Below are 20444 nucleotides of genomic sequence, written 5' to 3' on the forward strand. Positions count from 1 at the left end.
GCTTGGAACCATGCCCGAACATCCGCTACATCGCTTCTTTGGCGCGCAGAGGCCCAGGCCGACGTTCGAGTGGGAGCGTTACCAGCAGCGCGATGTGTTGATTATCGATCACCCCCGTTGCCAGGCTGTATTCAGTCGCCAGGGCGCGCAGCTGGTGCATTTTCAGCCTGCCGGCGAACGTCCGTGGCTATGGTGTGCCGAGCAGTGGCCGCTGGCCGGGGCGATCCGAGGTGGCGTGCCGGTTTGCTGGCCTTGGTATGGACGTCATCCCAGCGAAGATTTGTGGCCGTCCCATGGTTGGGCGCGCCTGCTCGACTGGAAGCTGGTCGAGAGCCAGGAGGACGAGGAGGGCGTGACCCTTACCTGGCGCCTGCAGCTGTGCGACTGGCAAGTGGACTTGCACGCGCGCTTGGGCAGCGGCATGGAACTGAGCCTGACCACCGAGCACCAGGACAGCGAACCTTGCCAGTTGAGTCATGCGCTGCTGGCTTATTGGCGTATCAGTGACGTGTCTGAGATAGCGCTGTCTGGGCTTGAGGACATCGAAGGCTATGACCGCCTCAACCGCCAGGCGTGCCGCGAGGACGGTGCGCTCAAGGTCAAGGGCGGTTGCCAGAAGGTTTATCCGGGTACGCCCCGGGTGCAGCTGCAGGACCCTGCGTGGGAGCGTGAACTGTGCATCGACAGTGGGGATTCCGACGACACAGTGGTCTGGCACCCGGGCAAGCGCCCGCTGGTGGGTGTCAGCGGCCGCGAGTGTCAGCGGTTTGTCTGCGTCGAGATCGCCAGCGGCAGCGGCGAGGGCTTGAGCCTGGCGCCGGGGCAGCAGGCTCACCTGAGCCTGCAGGCACACCGGCTCAGTTGAGCTCGTCGTCCTCGATCGGGTAACGGCTGGCGTTGAGGCTTTCCTTGATCTTGCGCAGGTGCGGTTGGAAGTCCACGCCGCGGCGCAGGGTCATGCCGGTGGCCAGCACATCGAGCACGGTGAGTTGGATGATCCGCGAGGTCATTGGCATGTAGATGTCGGTGTCCTCCGGCAATGGGATGTGCAGGCTCAGGCTGCAGGCCTTGGCCAGGGGCGAGCCGGCGGCGGTCAGGCCAAGGACGGAGGCGCCGTTTTCACGCGCCACGCGGGCCACCTCCACCAGTTCGCGGGTGCGACCGGTGTAGGAGATGATCACGAACAAATCGCCGGTATGCGCGACCGAGGCCAGCATGCGTTGCATGAGCACGTCGGCATGGGCCGACACCGCCAGGTTGAAGCGGAAGAACTTGTGCTGGGCGTCGAGGGCCACGGGGGCCGAGGCGCCCAGGCCGAAGAAGTGGATTTGCCGAGCCTGGATCATCATGTCCACGGCGCGGCTGACCTGTTGCGGGTCGAGCGCCTGGCAGGCGCTGTCGAGCGATGCAATGGCGCTGCCGAAGATCTTCTGGGTGTAGGCGGCTGGGTCATCGTCGGCCTCCACCGCGCGGCTGACGTAAGCGGCGCCGCTGGCCAGGCTCTGGGCCAGCTGGAGCTTGAGTTCGGGGTAGCCACTGACACCGAAGGAGCGGCAGAAACGGTTGACCGTCGGTTCGCTGACCTTGGCGGCCTGGGCAAGCGCTGCGATGCTGAAGCGGGTGGCTTGTTGCGGGTTGAGCAGGATGACTTCGGCGACTTTGCGTTCGGCCTTGTTCAGCTCGTCGAGGCGTCCCTGGATCTGCTCCAGGAGGTTTCTCACGCGGTCCATGGTGTGTCCTTGGGTCGGGAAGGCAGCCGGCTGATGGAACAGCGGGCTTTTTGCACGGTGTCTATCGTACTGTCGGCGAGGTTGCCGCACCACTTGTCTGTCACAGTTGTAGGGTAATGTTGTGGTTTTTACTACATTACCCCTTGAAAACCGCGGTTGAAAACGATATTCCTAGGCCAACTTTAGGAAAGAACCAACATCATGGCTGCGATCAGTGTAGAACCTTGCACCTTTGCCCTGTTTGGCGCCCTTGGCGACCTGGCACTGCGCAAGCTGTTTCCCGCGCTTTATCAGCTCGACCGCGCCGGCTTGCTGCACGCCGATTCGCGCCTGCTGGCCCTGGCCCGTGAAGCCGGCGATGGCGAGCAGCACCTGGCGACCATCGAGGCGCACCTGCGCCGCTTCGTGCCGGAGGCGGACATCGATCCCGGTGCGCTGGGGCGTTTCCTCGCCCGCCTGAGCTACGTGCGCCTGGACTTCCTCCAGGCCGATGGCTACCAGGCGCTGGCCGAACAGGTGGCCGCAGACCTGCCTTTGATCGCCTATTTCGCCACGCCCGCCTCGGTGTACGGCGCGATCTGCGAGAACCTGGACAAAGCCGGCCTGGCCGCCCGTACTCGGGTCGTGCTGGAAAAGCCCATCGGTCACGACTTGGAGTCGTCCCGTCGGGTCAACGATGCCGTGGCGCGGTTCTTCCCGGAAAGTCGGGTCTATCGTATCGATCACTACCTGGGCAAGGAGACGGTGCAGAACCTCATCGCACTGCGTTTTGCCAACAGCCTGTTCGAAACCCAGTGGAACCAGAACTCTATCTCCCACGTGGAAATCACCGTGGCTGAAAAGGTGGGGATCGAAGGGCGCTGGGGCTATTTCGACAAGGCCGGCCAGCTGCGCGACATGATCCAGAACCACCTGTTGCAGCTGCTGTGCCTGATTGCCATGGACCCGCCCAGCGATTTGTCCGCCGACAGCATCCGCAACGAAAAGGTGAAGGTGCTCAAAGCCCTGGCGCCAATCACCGGCGAAGCCCTGAGCACCCGGGTGGTGCGCGGCCAGTACATTGCCGGCTACAGCGATGGTGCACCGGTGCCGGGCTACCTGGAAGAAGACAACGCCAATGCTCAGAGCGACACCGAGACCTTCGTCGCCCTGCGTGCCGACATCCGCAACTGGCGCTGGTCCGGCGTGCCGTTCTACCTGCGTACCGGCAAGCGTATGCCGCAAAAGCTGTCGCAGATCGTCATCCACTTCAAGGAAACGCCGCACTACATCTTCGCCCCCGAGCAGCGTTTGCAGATCGGTAACAAGCTGATCATCCGCCTGCAGCCGGACGAAGGCATTTCTTTGCGGGTCATGACCAAGGAGCAAGGCCTGGACAAAGGCATGCAACTGCGTAGCGGGCCCTTGCAACTGAATTTCTCCGACACCTGGCGCAGCGCGCGCATCCCGGATGCCTATGAGCGTCTGTTGTTGGAAGTGATGCGCGGCAACCAGAACCTGTTCGTGCGCAAAGATGAAATCGAATATGCCTGGACGTGGTGCGATCAGCTGATTGCCGGCTGGAAGAACGCTGGCGACGCACCCAAGCCTTATGCGGCGGGGTCCTGGGGGCCGATGAGCTCCATCGCACTGATCACACGTGATGGGAGGGCGTGGTATGGCGATATCTGAACTGCAACTGCCGGCGAGCGTAACGATGCATTCGCTGGCTGATGGCAAGGCCTTGGCGGCGACATTGGCCCATGATGTGGCCGAGCGCCTGCGCCAGGCCATTGTCGATAAGGGGCAGGCGTGCCTGGTCCTGTCGGGTGGCCGCAGCCCGGTACCCTTCCTGGAGAAGCTCGCAGGCGAAGCGCTGGACTGGTCGAAGGTCACGGTCAGCCTGGCCGACGAGCGCTGGGTACCGGTCGAGCATGCCGACAGCAATGCCGGATTGCTGGTACGTCACCTGTTCAAGGGCCCGGCCGCCAAGGCTCGCTTCGTGGGCTTGTATCACTGTGCCGAGAGTCTCGATGCCGCCGCTGTTCTGGCCGACCAGGCCCTGGCTGCGTTGCCCCCAATCGATGTGCTGGTGCTGGGCATGGGCGATGACGGTCACACGGCCTCGTTGTTCCCGGCCAGCCCCAACCTGCCTGAAGGCCTGGACCTGCGAAGCACGCACCGCTGCCTGCCGATGCTGGCACCGAGTGTGCCGCGCCAGCGCCTGAGCATGACCCGAGCCCTGTTGGCCAGCGCCGGTTTCACCGCGCTGTCCGTGCAAGGCCTGGGCAAACTCGCTACCCTGCGCGCCGCATTAGCGGCCGCTGACCCAACCGAAATGCCGATTCGCGCCTTTCTTCACGACCCCCTGGACATCTACTGGTGCCCATGAGCCAAGGATCCACTCTCATGACCACGCTCGAACGCCAACAGCCTCTGCTCTCGATGGCCGAGAAAGCCGCCCGGATCGACGCGATCTGCGGCAAGGCGCGCATTCTGCCGGTGATCACCATCGCCCGTGAGCAAGATATCCTGCCCCTGGCCGACGCCCTCGCCGCCGGCGGCATCCGTACCCTGGAAGTGACCCTGCGTTCCGAGCATGGCCTCAAGGCCATTCGAGTGCTGCGCGAACAGCGTCCGGAGCTGTGCATCGGTGCCGGCACCGTGCTCGATCGGACCATGTTCACTGCCGTGGAAGCGGCTGGCGCACAATTCGTGGTGACCCCTGGAGTGACCCAGGATCTCCTCCAGGCGGGCGTCGAAAGCGATATCCCGCTGTTGCCTGGCATCAGTACGCCGTCTGAAATCATGATGGGCTATGCCCTGGGCTATCGTCGCTTCAAGCTGTTCCCCGCCGAAATCAGTGGCGGCGTGGCGGCCATCAAGGCCTTCGCCGGCCCGTTCGGCGACATCCGCTTCTGCCCCACCGGTGGTGTCAACCCGGCCAACGTGCGCAACTACATGGCCCAGCCCAACGTGATGTGCGTGGGCGGGACCTGGATGCTCGACAGCAGCTGGATCAAGAACGGCGACTGGGCACGGATCGAGGCCTGCAGTGCCGAGGCGATGGCGCTGTTGGACTGAAAACGAATTTGTTGTGTGCTACAACGCTTGTGGGGCGCCTGATTGGCGCCCTTTTTTTGCCTGGGTTTTCTGTTGCCTGGGCTGGCCCGTTTGCAGGTAGACCTGGTTCCCAAGGATCACCGGCAACCCTCTGAGAGCGGATTTATCCGCGAAAAGGGCAGGGCAAAAAAAAGCCCGCGTCCAGGACGCGGGCTTTTCAGGTAGGGCTGACGTTTACGCCGCCTTGGCTGCCTGCTGGCTCAGCGAACGGTTCAGTGCGCTGAACAGCGCCTTGAAGCTGGCGGTGGTGATGTTCTCGTCGATCCCCACGCCATGTACCGGACGACCACCGGCCACGCGCAATTCAATATAGGCCGCAGCCTTGGCATTGGTGCCGGCACCGATGGCGTGTTCGTTGTAGTCCATGATTTCCACGCTGATGGGCAGGCCGGCGACCAGCGCTTCCAGCGCGCCGTTGCCTTTACCGCGCCAGTGCAGGGTGGTTTCGCCTTCGCCGGCGACTTCCACTTCCACGGCGCTGTGGCCGTTCTCTTCCTGCAGACGATGGCTGACCAGTGCATAGGGCGTGTTGGCCTGGAGGTATTCCTTGTGCAGCAGGCTGTAAATCTGCTGAGCAGTCATCTCCAGGCCCAGGCGGTCGGTCTCGCCCTGTACCACCTGGCTGAACTCGATCTGCATGCGACGTGGCAGGCTGATGCCGTACTCCTGCTCGAGCAGGTAGGTGATGCCGCCTTTGCCGGACTGGCTGTTGACGCGGATCACCGCCTCGTAGCTGCGGCCGATGTCGGCCGGGTCGATCGGCAGGTAAGGCACTTCCCAGAGTGCGTCTTCCTTCTGCTTGGCGAAGCCCTTGCGGATGGCGTCCTGGTGCGAGCCGGAGAATGCGGTGTGGACCAGATCGCCCACGTACGGGTGACGTGGGTGCACAGGCAGCTGGTTGCACTCCTCGACGACCTTGCGTACGCCGTCGATGTCGGAGAAGTCCAGTTTGGGGTCGATGCCCTGGGTGTAGAGGTTCAGGGCCAGGGTCACCAGGTCGACGTTGCCGGTACGCTCGCCGTTGCCGAACAGGCAGCCTTCGGCGCGGTCGGCGCCGGCCATCAGGCCCAGTTCGGTGGCTGCGATGCCAGTGCCGCGGTCGTTGTGGGTGTGCAGGCTGATGATCACGCTGTCGCGGCGGTTGACGTTGCGGCAGAACCATTCGATCTGGTCGGCATAGACGTTGGGCGTCGACACTTCGACGGTGGCCGGCAGGTTGAGGATGATCTTGTGTTCAGGGGTCGGGTTCCATACCTCGATCACCGCGTCGCAGACCTCCTTGGCGAACTCCATCTCGGTGGCGCTGAAGGTTTCCGGCGAGTACTGGAACGTCCACTGGGTTTCCGGCTGCTGAGCGGCATACTTGACGAACAGCTTGGCGGCATTCACCGCGATGTCCTTCACGCCCTGCTTGTCCTGGTTGAAGACGATGCGGCGGAACGACGGCGAAGTGGCGTTGTACAGGTGGACGATGGCTTTCTTGGCGCCACGCAGGGATTCGAAAGTACGCGCGATCAAGTCTTCACGGGCCTGGGTGAGCACCTGGATGGTGGTGTCGTCCGGGATGTGGCCGTCTTCGATCAGGGTGCGCACGAAGTCGAAGTCGGTTTGCGAGGCGGACGGGAACGAGGCTTCGATTTCCTTCACGCCGACCTGCACCAAGGTCTTCCAGAAACGCAGTTTCTTCTCCGAATCCATCGGCTCGATCAGCGACTGGTTGCCGTCACGCAAGTCGGAGCTGCACCAGATCGGCGCCTGGGTGATGGTCTTCGACGGCCAGGTACGGTCCGGCAGATCGATGGTCGGGAAGGCGCGGTATTTCTTCGAAGGGTCTTTGAGCATGGTCATGGAAGCAATCCTTTTATGTGCGGCCGAGATCGGGCCTGCCGAGCGATAACGAGATGAAGAGGCGAGGCGACACGATCAGCCTGGTAGTCGGGCGCTGACCAGGCAGAGGCTGCGATGTTGTCGGAGCAGAATGAGGGTGCTGAAGGTTTTCATGCCTCAACCCTAACCAGTGACCGGTGGGATGGCAAGCATTCGGAAAAAATTGAGAGGAATGCTTAAAAAAAGCGCTTGTGCGAGATTTTATGGCTGATATCGAACGGCGACTTCGGTATTTTTGCGCGCTATTTTTTGATGGCGCAACTCAAGGGAAAGGTTGTTGGCGGTGTGAGCCTTTTCGCGGGTAAACCCGCCGCCACAGGGTTCTGTGAACGCCTCCAATACAGCGTCGGCCTTGTGGATGCGGGTTCACTCGCGAAGTCGGTACGCCTGGATCAGGGCTGAAACGCCCCGATGAAAATTGCCGGATCCACCCGCGCGTCGTTGAGACTGACGTTCCAGTGCATATGCGGCCCGGTCGCCCGGCCTGTGGCGCCCACGCGGCCGACCACCTCGCCGCGACGCAGCGTCTGGCCAGGTTTCACATCGATCTTGGACATGTGGCAAAACATGCTGATGAAGCCCTGTCCGTGATCGACGAACACGGTACGGCCATTGAAGAAGTAATCCCCCACCAAGATCACCTTGCCATTGGCCGGGGTCTTGATAGGCGTACCGGCGGGCACGGCGAAGTCCAGGCCGGCATGGGGGTTGCGCTCCTCTCCGTTGAAGAAGCGACGCACGCCGAACTTGCTCGACAGTGGCCCGCTGACCGGTTTGTCGAGGATCAGGTTGCTCGGCAGGGCAGGGCTGAAGCTGCGGTAGGCCTTGAGCTGTTCGGCCAGCTCGCGCTCGATGCGTTTGAGGTCGGCGGGGTCAGGATTGACCTGGCGCTTGTTCTTCAACGTGATGTGTTGCTCGGGGTACTTCTTGCTGCCGACCGTGAAGGGCAGGGTACGCGAACCTTGGGTGAGCACCGCGGTGCCGGGCTTCTGGGTCAGAGGAATGCCGACGATGGCCAGCCAGTTGCCCTGCTCCTGGACCACCAGCACCGGCTTGCCATCGAAGCGTGCGCTGGGTGCCGAGGGGGCAGGGCCCAGGTCGACCACCGCCACGCCTCCGGGCACCGGCTTGTTCAGCTGGCGCGTGATGTAGCTGGCCTGGGCGTGGGTACCGAGCAACAGCAAGAAGAAGGCGAGCAGAGGGGCGAGCAGGCGGGGCATGTGTCAGTCCAGTAGCGAGAGGGTGACCGGAGTCTGGTGGTTGTCCTCGACCCGCACCTTGAGCTCGCCTTCGTTCAGGCGGGCAGTCAGGCGCTGGCCGTTGTGGGTCTGGGCGGCGCTGCGGATGGCCTGGCCGCGCTCGTCGAGCAGGATGCTGTAGCCGCGGGCCAGGGTCGCCAGGGGGCTGACCACGTGCAAGGTCTGCAGTTGGGCCTGGAAGCGCTGGCGACGATCCTTGAGCACTTCGCGCATTGCTCGCGGGAGGCGTTCGGCGAGGCTGTCCAGGCGCTGGCCAAGCAGTTTAAGCGCGCGCCCCGGATGTTGCGCGGCCAGGCGGGTGTCCAGACGGCCCAGGCGCTCGTGGCGCTGGTTCATGTTGAGCATGAAGGCGCGGCGCAGGCGCATATCCAGGTCATCCAGGCGCTGTGCCTGTTGGCGCAAGCGCTCGCCGGGATGGCGCAGGCGGCGGGCCAGGCCATCCAGGCGCAGATGATCATGAGCCAGGCGGTTTTTCATGCGTAGCAACAGGCGCCGCTGCAGGCTGTCCAGGCGCTGTTGCAGACCGCTGCTGTCCGGCGCCAGCAATTCGGCGGCGGCCGATGGGGTCGGCGCGCGCACATCGGCGACGAAGTCGCTGATCGACACATCGGTCTCATGGCCCACGGCGCTGACGATGGGCGTCACGCACGCGGCCACGGCGCGGGCGACGGCCTCTTCATTGAAGCACCAGAGGTCTTCCAGCGAACCCCCGCCGCGAGCCAGGATCAACGCATCGAAGCCCATGCTGTCGGCCAGGCGCAGGGCATGGACAATCTGGGCGATGGCCTCCCGACCCTGTACTGCGGTGGGGATCAGGTTCAGTTCCACTTGGGGGGCGCGGCGGCGGAACACGCTGATGATGTCGCGGATCACTGCGCCGGTGGGGGAGGTGATGATGCCGATGCGGCGCGGGTGGGCCGGCAGAGGTTGCTTGCGTTCGGCACTGAACAGGCCTTCGGCACCGAGCTTTTCCTTCAAGGCTTCGAAGGCCAGGCGCAGGGCGCCATCGCCGGCGGGCTCGACCGTGTCGAGGATCAGTTGGTAGTCGCCGCGCCCCTCGAACAACGACACCTTGCCGCGCACCCTGACCGCCAGGCCATCGCGCAGGGCCTGGCGCACGCGCGCGGCATTCTGCCGGAACAGCGCGCAGCGTACCTGGGCGCCGCTGTCCTTGAGGGTGAAGTACATGTGCCCGGAGGCCGGGCGGGCGAGGTTGGATATCTCGCCTTCCACCCAGACACTGCGGAACACATCCTCGAGCAGCACGCGCGCGCGGCCGTTGAGCTGGCTGACGGTGAGGACCTCGCGGTCCAGGCCGAGTCGTTCGAAGGGGTCTTTGATCATGGCCGGCATCATAAAGGACATCACGCCTGGTTGTCTGTGCTGGCGCTTGAGCCGGACATTGTCGAGACGAACTGGCGCACCAGTTCCCCCGCGTCTCGTCGACACGCCAGGGCCACGGTGCTCGGGCAAGCCTCTTGCAACGGTATGAAACGCACCGAGGCCGGCGCGATGTCGCGCATGCAAGCTGGTAACAGCGCCACCCCGAATCCTGCCTGTATCAGCTGCAGTTGCGTGGTCTTGCGAGACACGACCTGGGCGGCGCGTGGAAAGAATCCTGCCTCCATGCACAACGAAGCGGACAGGTAGCTCAAGCCCCCTCGCTGTCGATGAGGGATGGAAATGAAACGCTCATCATGCAATTGCGCCAGTGCCACCTGGGGGGCATCGGCCAGTGGGTGGTCTGCCGCCACGGCCAGGAGCAATGGCTCGCTGAACAGGGCATGGATCTCCACCTCCTGGTGTTGGCGCAGCACCGGCAGACGCAACAGACCGAGCTCTAGCCGGCCTTCGGCGATGTCTTCCAGCTGGGCTTCGGAGGACTGCTGGGCAATCTCCAAGGACACGCCAGGATTGTTGTTCAGGTAGCTGCCCAGGCTCGCCAGCAGCCGGCCGGTCAAGGGGACGGTGCTGGAGTGATTGAGGCGCAGACTGCCGCGCAGACCCTGACCGATCTCCTGGGCCAGGCGCTCGGCTTGGTCCAGATCGGCCAGCAGGCGCTGCGCGCGATCGAGAAAGGCCAGGCCAGCCGAGGTCAGCCGAGGCTGGCGGGCAGTTCGCTCGAACAAAGGCGTACCGAGCTGATGTTCCAGCTCCTTGATCTGACGGCTTAGCGCAGACTGGGCGATGTACAGCCGCTCGGCAGCCGCGCTGAAGCTGCCGCTCTGGGCTATTTCAACGAAGTAGCGCAACTGGCGGATGGAAGTCATGTCATGCCTTTTCGAGATATCTCAGGGTGAAAAGGCATATTAGTCGGCATGGCTCGTGCCTGGCTAACCTGTCTCGGTGTTTTCAGGAGTCATGCCCATGCTTGCTCAATTGCCGTTTTCAGGTCTCGACTGGCTGCCCATCCTGCTGGGGGTAGGCGTGGCCTACATCGTGTTCGGTATCGCCGGTTTCGGTACGGCGTTGGTGGCGGGGCCGGTGCTGATCCACTTCATGCCATTGTCGCGGATCATTCCGTTGCTGGTGCTGCTGGACTTCGTCGCGGCCTTTGGCAACTGGTTGCCATCGCGCCAGTCGGTGGTGCGTGGCGAACTGCTGCGCTTGCTGCCGTGCATGGCGCTGGGCTGTACCTTGGGCGTGGTCTTTCTGCTACGCCTGAAATCGGACCTTCTGCTGTTGCTGATGGGCCTGTTCGTGACCGGGTATGCGTTGTATGGCCTGGCCGTAAAGGTGCGGCCGGCGCGACTCGCAGGCGCCTGGGCGGTGCCGATGGGCACGGCGGGTGGGCTGTTCGGCGCCTTGTTCGGCAGCGGTGGCTTTCTGTATGCGATCTACCTCAATGCCCGGCTGGATTCAACGGAACAGGCAAGGGCGACCCAGAGTGCGCTCATCAGTTGCAGTACTGTTGTGCGCCTGTCGTTGTTTGTTGCTGCCGGGGTATACGCCGATGCCAGCCTGTTGTTTGTCGCGGCCTGCCTGCTGCCGGTGATGGCTGCCGGGCTGTGGCTGGGGCGGCACCTGTCCTTGAGGCTGTCCCGCGAAGCCTTCGTGCGTGTGGTCACCTGGCTGGTGCTGGGCAGTGGCGTGGCGTTGATCGGTCGCTACCTGGGCGGCTGAGCGGTAGAATCTCGCTATTACCGCAGTCCGCAGGCCCGTTTCGTTCATGAACACCCAGAGCATCATCGTTCCCAAACTCTCCACCGTCCCGGTCCACGAAGCCCGTGCCCGGGCGATCCTGCGCTGGTTGGTGCGCGAGAAGATCGTCGAGGAGCAGCTCAGCACCTGTGGGCGCACCGGCAATCGCATGGGGTACGCCTTGGCCCAGGGCGCACGCAAGGTCGCGTTGCATCCGGAACGACTCCCCTTCGGCGAGCAGATCAACGGCCTGGAGGTGATGCTCAAGCGCTGCATCTATACACCGACCGAGGGCTTTCTCGAAGAAGCGGGTTGCCCTGAGTGTCGGCGCGAAATCGGCGAGCCGCTGTTCGAGAGCCTGGAGGAGTGGATGCCTGGGGTGAGCGACAACTTCACCTGCCCGCTGTGCGGCTTCGAGGACGATATCAACGGCTTTTTGTTCCTGCAGCCGTGCGCCTTTTCCAACCTGGGGTTCATCTTCAACAACTGGGGCGAGGCCGGGTTCACCCAGGCCTTTCTCGACAGCTTCGCCGACTGGTTGGACCAGCCGGTGGCGGTGGTGCAGGTCAACTGCCAGCCATAAGTGGCAAGCGACAGCAAAAGCGCAGACGTGGGTGGAGTGAATCTCGTCGCTTGCCGCTTGTAACTTGGAGCTTGAATTGCATTGAGCGGCGCGCCGTGGATGAGTATAATGGCGCGCTTCCATTTTTCCCGCCCGGGAGCCCCCGCGATGCTGCGTATCAGCCAAGAAGCCCTGACCTTCGACGATATTCTCCTTGTACCTGGCTATTCTGAGGTACTGCCCAATGAAGTCAGTCTCAAGACCCGTTTGACCCGCGGCATCGAGCTGAACATTCCCCTGGTTTCCGCCGCCATGGATACCGTGACCGAAGCGCGCCTGGCCATCGCCATGGCCCAGGAAGGCGGCATCGGCATCATCCACAAGAACATGACCATCGAGCAGCAAGCTGCCGAAGTGCGCAAGGTCAAGAAGTTCGAGGCTGGCGTGGTCAAGGACCCGATCACCATCGACGCCGACGCCACCGTGCGCGACCTGTTCGACCTGACCCGCCTGAACAACATCTCCGGTGTTCCAGTGCTGGAGAACGGCGACCTGGTCGGCATCGTCACCTCCCGTGACGTGCGCTTCGAAAGCCGCCTGGACGCCAAGGTTCGTGAAGTGATGACGCCCAAAGAGCGTCTGGTCACCGTGCGCGAAGGCGCCGACAAGAACGAAGTCCGCGAGCTGCTGCACAAGCACCGCCTGGAAAAAGTCCTGATCGTCGACGACAAGTTCAGCCTCAAGGGCATGATGACCGTCAAGGACATCGAAAAAGCCAAGGCCTACCCGCTGGCCAGCAAGGACGACCAAGGTCGTCTGCGCGTCGGCGCTGCGGTCGGCACCGGCAAGGATACCGGCGAGCGCGTTGCCGCCCTGGTTGCCGCCGGCGTTGACGTGGTGGTGGTCGACACCGCCCACGGCCACAGCAAGGGCGTGATCGATCGCGTTCGCTGGGTCAAAGAGACCTACCCGCAAGTGCAGGTGATCGGCGGCAATATCGCCACCGGCGCCGCTGCCAAAGCCCTGGCCGAAGCCGGCGCTGACGCGGTCAAGGTCGGTATTGGCCCGGGCTCGATCTGCACCACCCGTATCGTCGCCGGTGTCGGTGTGCCGCAGATCAGCGCCATCGCCAACGTCGCCGCCGCACTGGAAGGCACTGGCGTACCGCTGATCGCCGACGGTGGCATCCGCTTCTCCGGTGACCTGTCCAAGGCCATCGTCGCTGGCGCCTCCTGCGTCATGATGGGTTCGATGTTCGCCGGCACCGAAGAGGCGCCGGGTGAGGTCGAGCTGTTCCAGGGCCGTTCCTACAAGGCTTACCGCGGCATGGGCTCGCTGGGCGCCATGGCACAGGCCCAAGGCTCCTCGGACCGTTACTTCCAGGACTCCTCGGCTGGCGCCGAGAAGCTGGTTCCGGAAGGCATCGAAGGCCGTGTGCCGTACAAGGGCGCCCTGGCTGCGATCATCCACCAACTGATGGGTGGCCTGCGTTCTTCCATGGGCTACACCGGCAGCGCGACCATCGAAGAGATGCGCACCAAGCCTGAATTCGTGCGCATCACCGGTGCCGGCATGGCCGAGTCCCATGTGCATGACGTGCAGATCACCAAAGAAGCCCCTAACTACCGCGTAGGCTAAGGCTTCCAGCAATACCTGTTAGCGGGGCTGTCACGACAGCCCCGCGTCGTTTCCGATTTCCACTGACGAGATTGAGTCATGGCCCTCGACATTCACGCTCACCGCATCCTGATCCTCGATTTCGGTTCCCAGTACACCCAGTTGATCGCCCGCCGCGTGCGCGAGATCGGTGTCTACTGCGAACTGCACCCGTTCGACATGGACGATGAAGCGATCCGCGAATTCAACCCACGCGGCATCATCCTCGCTGGCGGCCCCGAGTCGGTCCACGAAGCCAACAGCCCGCGCGCACCGCAAGCGGTCTTCGACCTGAACGTGCCGATACTGGGCATCTGCTACGGCATGCAGACCATGGCCGAGCAGATGGGCGGCAAGGTCGAAGGTTCCGACCTGCGCGAGTTCGGTTACGCCCGTGTTGATGTGGTCGGTAAGAGCCGCCTGCTCGACGGTATCGAAGACCACGTTGATGACGACGGTGTACTGGGTCTGGACGTTTGGATGAGCCACGGCGACAAGGTCACCCAGATGCCGGGCAACTTCCACGTGCTGGCCAGCACCCCGAGCTGCCCGATCGCCGGCATGTTCGACGACGCGCGTGGCTACTACGGCGTGCAGTTCCACCCGGAAGTGACCCACACCAAGCAGGGCGGTCGCATCCTGTCCCGCTTCGTCCAGGACATCTGCGGCTGCGAGGCCCTGTGGACCCCGTCCAACATCGTTGAAGACGCCATCGCTCAGGTCCGTGAGCAAGTCGGCTCGGCCAACGTGCTGCTGGGCCTGTCCGGCGGTGTCGACTCCTCGGTGGTCGCCGCGCTGCTGCACCGCGCCATCGGCGACCAACTGACCTGCGTCTTCGTCGACAACGGCCTGCTGCGCTTGCACGAAGGCGACCAAGTGATGGCCATGTTCAAGGAGAACATGGGCGTCAAGGTGATCCGCGCCGATGCCGAGCAGCAGTTCCTCGACAACCTGGCCGGCGAAACCGACCCGGAGAAGAAGCGCAAGATCATCGGTCGCACCTTCATCGACGTGTTCGATGCCGAAGCCAGCAAGCTGGAGAACATCCAGTTCCTTGCCCAGGGCACCATCTACCCGGACGTGATCGAGTCGGCGGGCGCCAAGAGCGGCAAGGCCCATGTGATCAAGTCGCACCACAACGTTGGCGGCCTGCCGGAAGAAATGAACCTCAAGCTGGTCGAGCCACTGCGCGAGCTGTTCAAGGACGAAGTACGCAAGATCGGCCTGGAACTGGGCCTGCCGTACGACATGGTCTACCGTCACCCGTTCCCGGGCCCAGGCCTGGGCGTGCGTATCCTGGGTGAAGTGAAGAAGGAATACGCCGACCTGCTGCGTCGCGCTGACCATATCTTCATCGAAGAACTGCGCAAGGCCGACTGGTACCACAAGACCAGCCAGGCATTCGTGGTCTTCCAGCCGGTCAAGTCGGTCGGCGTCGTTGGCGATGGCCGTCGCTACGCCTGGGTCGTGGCCCTGCGCGCCGTCGAGACCGTGGACTTCATGACCGCTCGCTGGGCGCACCTGCCATACGAGCTGCTGGAAACCGTCAGCGGCCGTATCATCAACGAGATCGACGGCATCTCCCGCGTCACCTACGACGTGTCGAGCAAGCCGCCAGCCACCATCGAGTGGGAATGACCGGCTTGCCGGAGTAACCCGGCAACTGAAGCGCCAACAAAAAGCCCGCATATCTGCGGGCTTTTTGTTGGGCGCGCCGCAGCGGATGGCGGGTTCTCAGCAGGTGGTAAATAGTTGGATTTTTAAGAATCGACAGACTTCGCATGCTATGGCCTTCATTGCGAAGGACTGTCGAAATGACCGAGCGAAGCGTTTTCCAGGATTTATACGACGAAGTAACTGCCTCCAGGCAGGAAGCAAGTGGGCCTTTTTTATTGAAGGACTTCGTGAACCAGCAGGCATTGGACTATCCATCGCCGCGCAAATTCGCCCATGACGTGGCCAAGGCCTATGTATTGCAAGCGTTGGCGCTGGATATCGACCCTGATGATCTGTTCATCACGACCTTGTATATCGATGCCTGGGATGAGGGTGATCAACGCGCAAACATCGCATCGTCCATGACCTTGACCGATGCCCTGATGCGTAATTGGCAGCAACAGGGTGATGGCAGCCTCTTTAGTCATCTTGGGACATTGGAGGCGTTCAGGGTCGAGGGCTATCCCACGGTCATCAGCGAGGCGCCTCTGCCGTTGGATAACTGCTTTGCCTATGAGGCGATCTATCGCAAGACCACGCCTCAGCGCTTTTCCAGTGATACGCAAGTCCGCCTGGACCCGAAGCAGTTCAAACATTTCGCCTGGGAGGCCGATCTTCAAGCGAACTATCTGAGGCACTTGGAGAACTTCTGGCGTCTTCATGAGCGCGATTACAACTTGCTGATCAAGGCATCGGTGCTCAGGGCTGCCTTTGTTCAGCATGAAGAAGGTTCGCTGACGCTCAATGACAAGTACATGGTGCTCAGGGCCTTGGGGCTTGAGGTGTCCACCACTTGGGAAACACTGACTTACCAGGCGTTCGAACAAGCGGCGCTCGATCAGCATGTCGTTAGCATTCGCGAGCTCTTGGTTTATCGCTATACGGCGAGCGACATTATTGTCTTCAAGGATGAACAGTCCGGACGCCTGCTGGTTTACATCCCCGGCAATTCTTCGCCGCTGCAGGGTTTTGAGGATATGGCAGCGTTTTGCGACTGGTTCGCCCTGCAGTGCAGATTCACTCAGCGACGCACGGTTCTGGAAGGTCATTTCAAGGCCGAAGACGACCCGGACGGGATATTCGTGTCAGGCCTAAAGACAGCGCTGTTGGGGCTGGGGGCTTTTCCCTCTTGGCATGTGGGCAATTACTCCCGCTGGAATCCGCACGATGAAATTAGCCTCGGCCCCGCTCTACATCCTTGGCCGTTCACACATTTCAAAAACTCTCTGAAAAGCCGTCTGCAGTCCGATGCCGTGCGGCTGATTCGAAGCCGTGCCGCTTACAATCAAGGGGTCGCAGGCGAGGTACTGTCCACCGCATTGACTATCACCAGTATCGTTGCAATGGCGATCCCGGCACTTTGGCTGCCCGTGGCAACGATGTCCGCTGCGCTGATCGGCTTGGGAGCCGATGAGGTCGTCAACGGCACGGTCGAGGATCAGGCGCAAGGCAAGCGCCGCATCTTCTTTGGCATTCTCAACGCTGTGCCAGCCACCTTGGAGCTGGCCAAGGCTGCAGGCGCTGCGGCGCGGGTAGGCGATACGGTCACCCCAGGGGCTGCGGACGAGATAGGGCAGAAGGCAAATACGCTCACCCCCCAGGAAAAACTGGAAAATGCCACTACGGCAGAGCAGCAGGAGCAAGAGATTGCCCGTCAGCGAGAAGAGCGGGCCAATGAATCGGCCGATGAGCGAATGGCCCGTCGCGCGCATGAAGAGACGCAAAGGCAGGCGCGCGCCAACCTCCATGCTCAAACCTTTGACAGTGTGAAGGCGTTCGGTATCGAGCCCGACGGCCTTCGTTCATTGTCACCCCAACTGCGCGATGAACTGGCCAAGTTCGAATACAACGGGTCGCTGGGCGAGGGCGGCAAATGGGTGGTGGATGATTTCGGCGCTGTCTATCAGGAAACCGACGCAGCTTCCGGAGTCCTCACTCGCTACGCTCGGGTACATGCCAAGGTATACCGTGTCGAGCGCATCGAGCGCGCAGGGCAGTACAGAATCGTTTCTCCATACGAGGCCGATATCCAAGGCCCCTATATCAAACGGTTGAAGGGGTTTTATTCCGATATCGATGTCAAACCTGGCCTGCGCGGTGGTGAGAGTTTCATCGAGGTGACAGCGCAGGCTGAGCCGTTGCCGGAGCGTGTCAAACCGGGCATTACCCTGGTTCGTGCACATCCTCCCGTACAGATCGAAGTGCCCCTGGATGGTATCGAGGTGCGCCCGGCGTTCGAAGAAGAACAACAGATAGACACGTATTACGCGATGAACTCCGCCGAGGGCACGCGCGTCACTTTCGATGCCGATATCGGGGGATGGAAATCTTATGATGGAAAGGTCCACTGGCTGAACAATAAGGGTGTCTGGAAGCAAGGCAGTGTGAAGTCGTTTCTTGCGGCTCGGGCATCGCTTCGGTTCGGCGTGCGTTATGAGATCTACACGTTTCCTCGTATTCCGGGCGTCTCGCAGGAGGCCCGTGCGATCAACCGGGAAGTTCACCAGATTTGGCTTGGTGAGCGAGGGCCCAGGGGAGAATTGATTGAAACGATGAAGACGAACATTCGTGCCAATCCTGGCTTGAAGTTCACGCTGCATCTGGACGTCGATAATGCCGCGTTCACGGGTGAACTGGATCGGTTGAAACAGGCGTTCGCCGAGTTCCCCAACATGGTGGTTTCAGAGCTGAGGGACGAGCCGTTTTTCTTCAAGTTTCTTACCGATAATGAAACCGTGGTGCCTTATCGTTACTTTCGCAGTGGCACCGGACAAAATCTGGCGGCCGCTTCGGATATCTTGAGGTATCGCCTGATTCACGAATACGGCGGTCTTTACATGGATTGTGATGACGTCATGGTCGGGGCGTTCGAAGACGCTGAACTCAATGCGGGGCCGGATGATGTATTGACCGGTGGGGCAGTCTCGTCACCAAGAATGGGCTTTTACGGCCCAGGTAACAGCCATTTTGCGAGTCACGCCGGTAATCCGGTCCTGCAGGAGATCCAGCAGGCGGCCTATCGTCGTTGGATCAATGAGATCGACGCACTGCGGGAGCTGGAAAGTTCCCGCGGGCTAAACGCTGACGGGACCAATCCCTATATGCGCAAGATCTTTGCAATCAGTGGTCCTCAGATGTTCCTCGACACACTTAAGCGCGTACGTCCAGATTACGCGGACCTGCTTGACGATGTGTTGAAGCCCAAGGCGGGGATGCGTTCTCTGGCGTATCTCGAATTTCGAGATGCTGCCGTTGATTTCTATGCCCCCTTTGGGCGGCGGTTGAAAATCCGGGCAGGAGCGGAGAATTCCTGGAGTGCGACGGTGGGACAGGCGGGCAATTGATAGCGAGGCGCGTAGAGGGTTATGGGGAGTCAGGCCTTCTGCGCGCTCCCGCTGCGACAAGGTGATCCAGTCGCCCGCTCAATACTTCACTTAATCTTTCGCAAATGCAGGTGTATCGTATTCGCCCTTCATTGCCAGCACTGCTGGCAGACTGATTGCGCAGAAACGAGGTACCCGCACCGATGTCCTTTACCCGTCGACAAATGCTCAAGGGCCTGACCGGCCTTGCCGTGGTTGGCTTGGGCGCCGGAGGCGCGGCGCGTTACTGGTTGGGCAAAGTCGAGGACGAGAACGCCGGGCACGATTATGAACTGATCGCTGCTCCGCTGGACGTGGAGCTGGTGCCGGGGTTCAAAACCCAGGCCTGGGCCTTTGGCCCCTCGGCGCCAGGTACTGAACTGCGTGTCCGTCAGGGCACCTGGTTGCGGGTGCGCTTCATCAATCACCTGCCCGTGGAAACGACCATCCATTGGCATGGCATCCGTCTGCCGTTGGAAATGGACGGGGTGCCCTACGTTTCGCAATTGCCAGTCAAGCCGGGCGAGTTCTTCGACTACAAGTTCCGTGTGCCCGATGCTGGCAGCTACTGGTACCACCCCCACGTCAGCAGTTCCGAAGAGCTGGGGCGTGGCCTGGTCGGTCCGTTGATCGTCGAGGAGCGCGAGCCTACCGGTTTCCTGCATGAGCGGACCTTGAGCCTGAAGAACTGGCACGTGGACGAACAGGGGGGCTGGCTGCCGTTCAGTATCCCTCGCGAAGCCGCGCGCAACGGTACGGCTGGGCGCCTGATCACCATCAACGGCCAGGCGGACGCGGTCACCGAGCTGCCGGCAGGCCAGGTGGTGCGGGTGCGTCTGTTGAACTTGGACAACACCTGGACCTACCGCATCAACCTCAAGGGCAACTGCGAGGCGCGGGTGTACGCGCTCGATGGCAATCCCGTCACTCCGCGTGTATTGGAAGAGGATTACTGGCTCGGCCCAGGCATGCGCATTTGCCTGGCGATCCGCATCCCCGAGGCAGGCGAGGAGATTTCTCTGCGTGACGGCTTCGTGCGCTTGGGGACCCTGCGTTCGGTGGCCAGCGACCAGGCGCCGGGGGATTGGCCCAAGGCGCTACCGGCCAACCCGATCGCCGAGCCGGACTTGGAGAATGCGCAAAAGCTCAACTTCAATTTCGAATGGGCCGGCAAGGTGTCGGTGGATACCGACAACGGTCGTCCACCGAGCTTGTGGCAGATCAACGGTCAGGCCTGGGACATCACCGACAAGACCTGCGCCGATCGCCCGATCGCCACGCTAAAGAAGGGCAAGAGTTACATCTTCGAATTGAAAAACATGACCCAGTACCAGCATCCCATTCATTTGCATGGCATGAGTTTCAAGGTAATTGCGTCCAATCGCCGCAAGATCGTCGAACCTTGGTTCACCGATACCTATTTGCTGGGCAAGAACGAGCGCGCCCAGGTAGCGCTGGTGGCTGATAACCCTGGTACCTGGATGTTCCATTGCCATGTGATTGACCACATGGAAACCGGCCTTATGGCCGCGATAGCGGTGGTCTGATGCGTCCGCAGATCATCGATCGCAGCCGCGATCAGGAATTCATGCAATTAGCCTTGGAACTCGCCGCACAGGGGGCGGCCATGGGCGAGGTGCCGGTTGGCGCGGTGCTGGTGCAGCATGGCCAGGTCATCGGACAGGGCTTCAACCGTCCTATCACCGACAGCGATCCCAGTGCGCACGCCGAGATGGTAGCTATCCGTGCGGCCGCGCAGGCCGCCAGCAACTACCGACTGCCCGGCAGTACGCTGTACGTGACACTGGAGCCGTGCAGCATGTGCGCCGGGCTGATCGTGCATTCGCGCATTGCGCGGGTGGTTTATGGCGCGTTGGAGCCCAAGGCCGGGATCGTGCAGAGCCAGGGGCAGTTCTTCACCCAGGGCTTTTTGAATCATCGGGTGATGTTCGAGGGAGGGGTATTGGCCGAGGCGTGCGGGCAGATTCTGAGCGATTTCTTCAAGGCACGGCGGGCCAAGTGCTAGCAA

The 20444-nt window shown here is 62.0% G+C and carries 16 protein-coding genes; 11 read left to right on the plus strand and 5 right to left on the minus strand.

Going from position 1 to position 20444, the window contains the following annotated elements; all coding sequences use genetic code 11:
- Positions 1-10: 10 nt before the first annotated feature.
- On the plus strand, positions 11-865 hold the full coding sequence (locus tag R6G97_RS03960) for a D-hexose-6-phosphate mutarotase (RefSeq protein ID WP_043210647.1): 855 nt from the start codon (positions 11-13) through the stop codon (positions 863-865).
- Here the strand turns inward: R6G97_RS03960 and hexR are convergent.
- Entirely contained in the window at positions 858-1721 is an 864-nt protein-coding gene (gene hexR, locus R6G97_RS03965) for a DNA-binding transcriptional regulator HexR (protein ID WP_178113806.1), read from the minus strand. The genes R6G97_RS03960 and hexR overlap by 8 nt on opposite strands.
- A gap of 210 nt (positions 1722-1931) precedes the next feature.
- Between hexR and zwf the strand changes: the two genes are divergently transcribed.
- From zwf to R6G97_RS03980, 3 genes are read left to right on the plus strand one after another with little or no spacing between them, the layout of a single operon-like run.
- The gene (gene zwf / locus R6G97_RS03970; RefSeq protein WP_182817289.1) at positions 1932-3401 is read left to right on the plus strand and encodes a glucose-6-phosphate dehydrogenase; all 1470 of its coding nucleotides are present in this window, start codon (positions 1932-1934) and stop codon (positions 3399-3401) included.
- The gene (gene pgl / locus R6G97_RS03975) at positions 3388-4101 is read left to right on the plus strand and encodes a 6-phosphogluconolactonase (RefSeq protein WP_102082411.1); all 714 of its coding nucleotides are present in this window, start codon (positions 3388-3390) and stop codon (positions 4099-4101) included. The genes zwf and pgl overlap by 14 nt, the downstream gene beginning before the upstream one ends.
- Positions 4102-4118: 17 nt before the next feature.
- Positions 4119-4793 carry a bifunctional 4-hydroxy-2-oxoglutarate aldolase/2-dehydro-3-deoxy-phosphogluconate aldolase gene (locus R6G97_RS03980; RefSeq protein ID WP_043210636.1) on the plus strand — a complete coding sequence of 225 codons (675 nt, stop codon included), beginning with the start codon at positions 4119-4121 and terminating at the stop codon, positions 4791-4793.
- Between the two features lie 213 nt (positions 4794-5006).
- Here the strand turns inward: R6G97_RS03980 and leuA are convergent, their stop codons facing one another.
- From leuA to R6G97_RS04000, 4 genes are all read right to left on the minus strand, one after another.
- Positions 5007-6680, minus strand: a complete 1674-nt coding sequence (leuA, locus tag R6G97_RS03985) for a 2-isopropylmalate synthase (RefSeq protein ID WP_043210635.1) — start codon at positions 6678-6680, stop codon at positions 5007-5009.
- A 431-nt stretch (positions 6681-7111) separates the two neighbouring features.
- Positions 7112-7939, minus strand: a complete 828-nt coding sequence (locus tag R6G97_RS03990) for a M23 family metallopeptidase (protein WP_043210631.1) — start codon at positions 7937-7939, stop codon at positions 7112-7114.
- 3 nt (positions 7940-7942) lie between these two features.
- The gene (gene xseA / locus R6G97_RS03995) at positions 7943-9322 is read right to left on the minus strand and encodes an exodeoxyribonuclease VII large subunit (protein ID WP_102082424.1); all 1380 of its coding nucleotides are present in this window, start codon (positions 9320-9322) and stop codon (positions 7943-7945) included.
- Between the two features lie 20 nt (positions 9323-9342).
- Positions 9343-10248, minus strand: a complete 906-nt coding sequence (locus R6G97_RS04000) for a LysR family transcriptional regulator (RefSeq protein ID WP_182817300.1) — start codon at positions 10246-10248, stop codon at positions 9343-9345.
- Between the two features lie 97 nt (positions 10249-10345).
- Between R6G97_RS04000 and R6G97_RS04005 the strand changes: the two genes are divergently transcribed.
- The 7 genes from R6G97_RS04005 (at position 10346) to tadA (ending at position 20441) form a co-directional block, all read left to right on the plus strand.
- Positions 10346-11101, plus strand: a complete 756-nt coding sequence (locus tag R6G97_RS04005) for a sulfite exporter TauE/SafE family protein (protein ID WP_182817301.1) — start codon at positions 10346-10348, stop codon at positions 11099-11101.
- Positions 11102-11147: 46 nt separating this feature from the next.
- Positions 11148-11702, plus strand: coding sequence for a sugar ABC transporter ATPase (locus tag R6G97_RS04010; protein WP_090346696.1), 555 nt, complete (start codon positions 11148-11150; stop codon positions 11700-11702).
- A 147-nt stretch (positions 11703-11849) separates the two neighbouring features.
- Positions 11850-13319: an IMP dehydrogenase gene (gene guaB, locus R6G97_RS04015; RefSeq protein ID WP_043210622.1), complete on the plus strand. Its 1470-nt coding sequence runs from the start codon at positions 11850-11852 to the stop codon at positions 13317-13319.
- A 78-nt stretch (positions 13320-13397) separates the two neighbouring features.
- Positions 13398-14975 (plus strand): glutamine-hydrolyzing GMP synthase, encoded by a 1578-nt coding sequence (gene guaA / locus R6G97_RS04020; protein ID WP_182817303.1) that lies wholly within the window; start codon positions 13398-13400, stop codon positions 14973-14975.
- A 176-nt stretch (positions 14976-15151) separates the two neighbouring features.
- The gene (locus R6G97_RS04025; protein WP_317847834.1) at positions 15152-18397 is read left to right on the plus strand and encodes a dermonecrotic toxin domain-containing protein; all 3246 of its coding nucleotides are present in this window, start codon (positions 15152-15154) and stop codon (positions 18395-18397) included.
- 182 nt (positions 18398-18579) lie between these two features.
- The gene (locus R6G97_RS04030) at positions 18580-19962 is read left to right on the plus strand and encodes a multicopper oxidase family protein (RefSeq protein WP_043212423.1); all 1383 of its coding nucleotides are present in this window, start codon (positions 18580-18582) and stop codon (positions 19960-19962) included.
- Entirely contained in the window at positions 19962-20441 is a 480-nt protein-coding gene (tadA, locus tag R6G97_RS04035; protein ID WP_043212425.1) for a tRNA adenosine(34) deaminase TadA, read from the plus strand. The genes R6G97_RS04030 and tadA overlap by 1 nt, the downstream gene beginning before the upstream one ends.
- Positions 20442-20444 lie beyond the last annotated feature (3 nt).

The sequence above is a fragment of the Pseudomonas sp. HTZ2 genome, assembly GCF_033173945.1.
GTDB lineage: Bacteria > Pseudomonadota > Gammaproteobacteria > Pseudomonadales > Pseudomonadaceae > Aquipseudomonas > Aquipseudomonas guariconensis.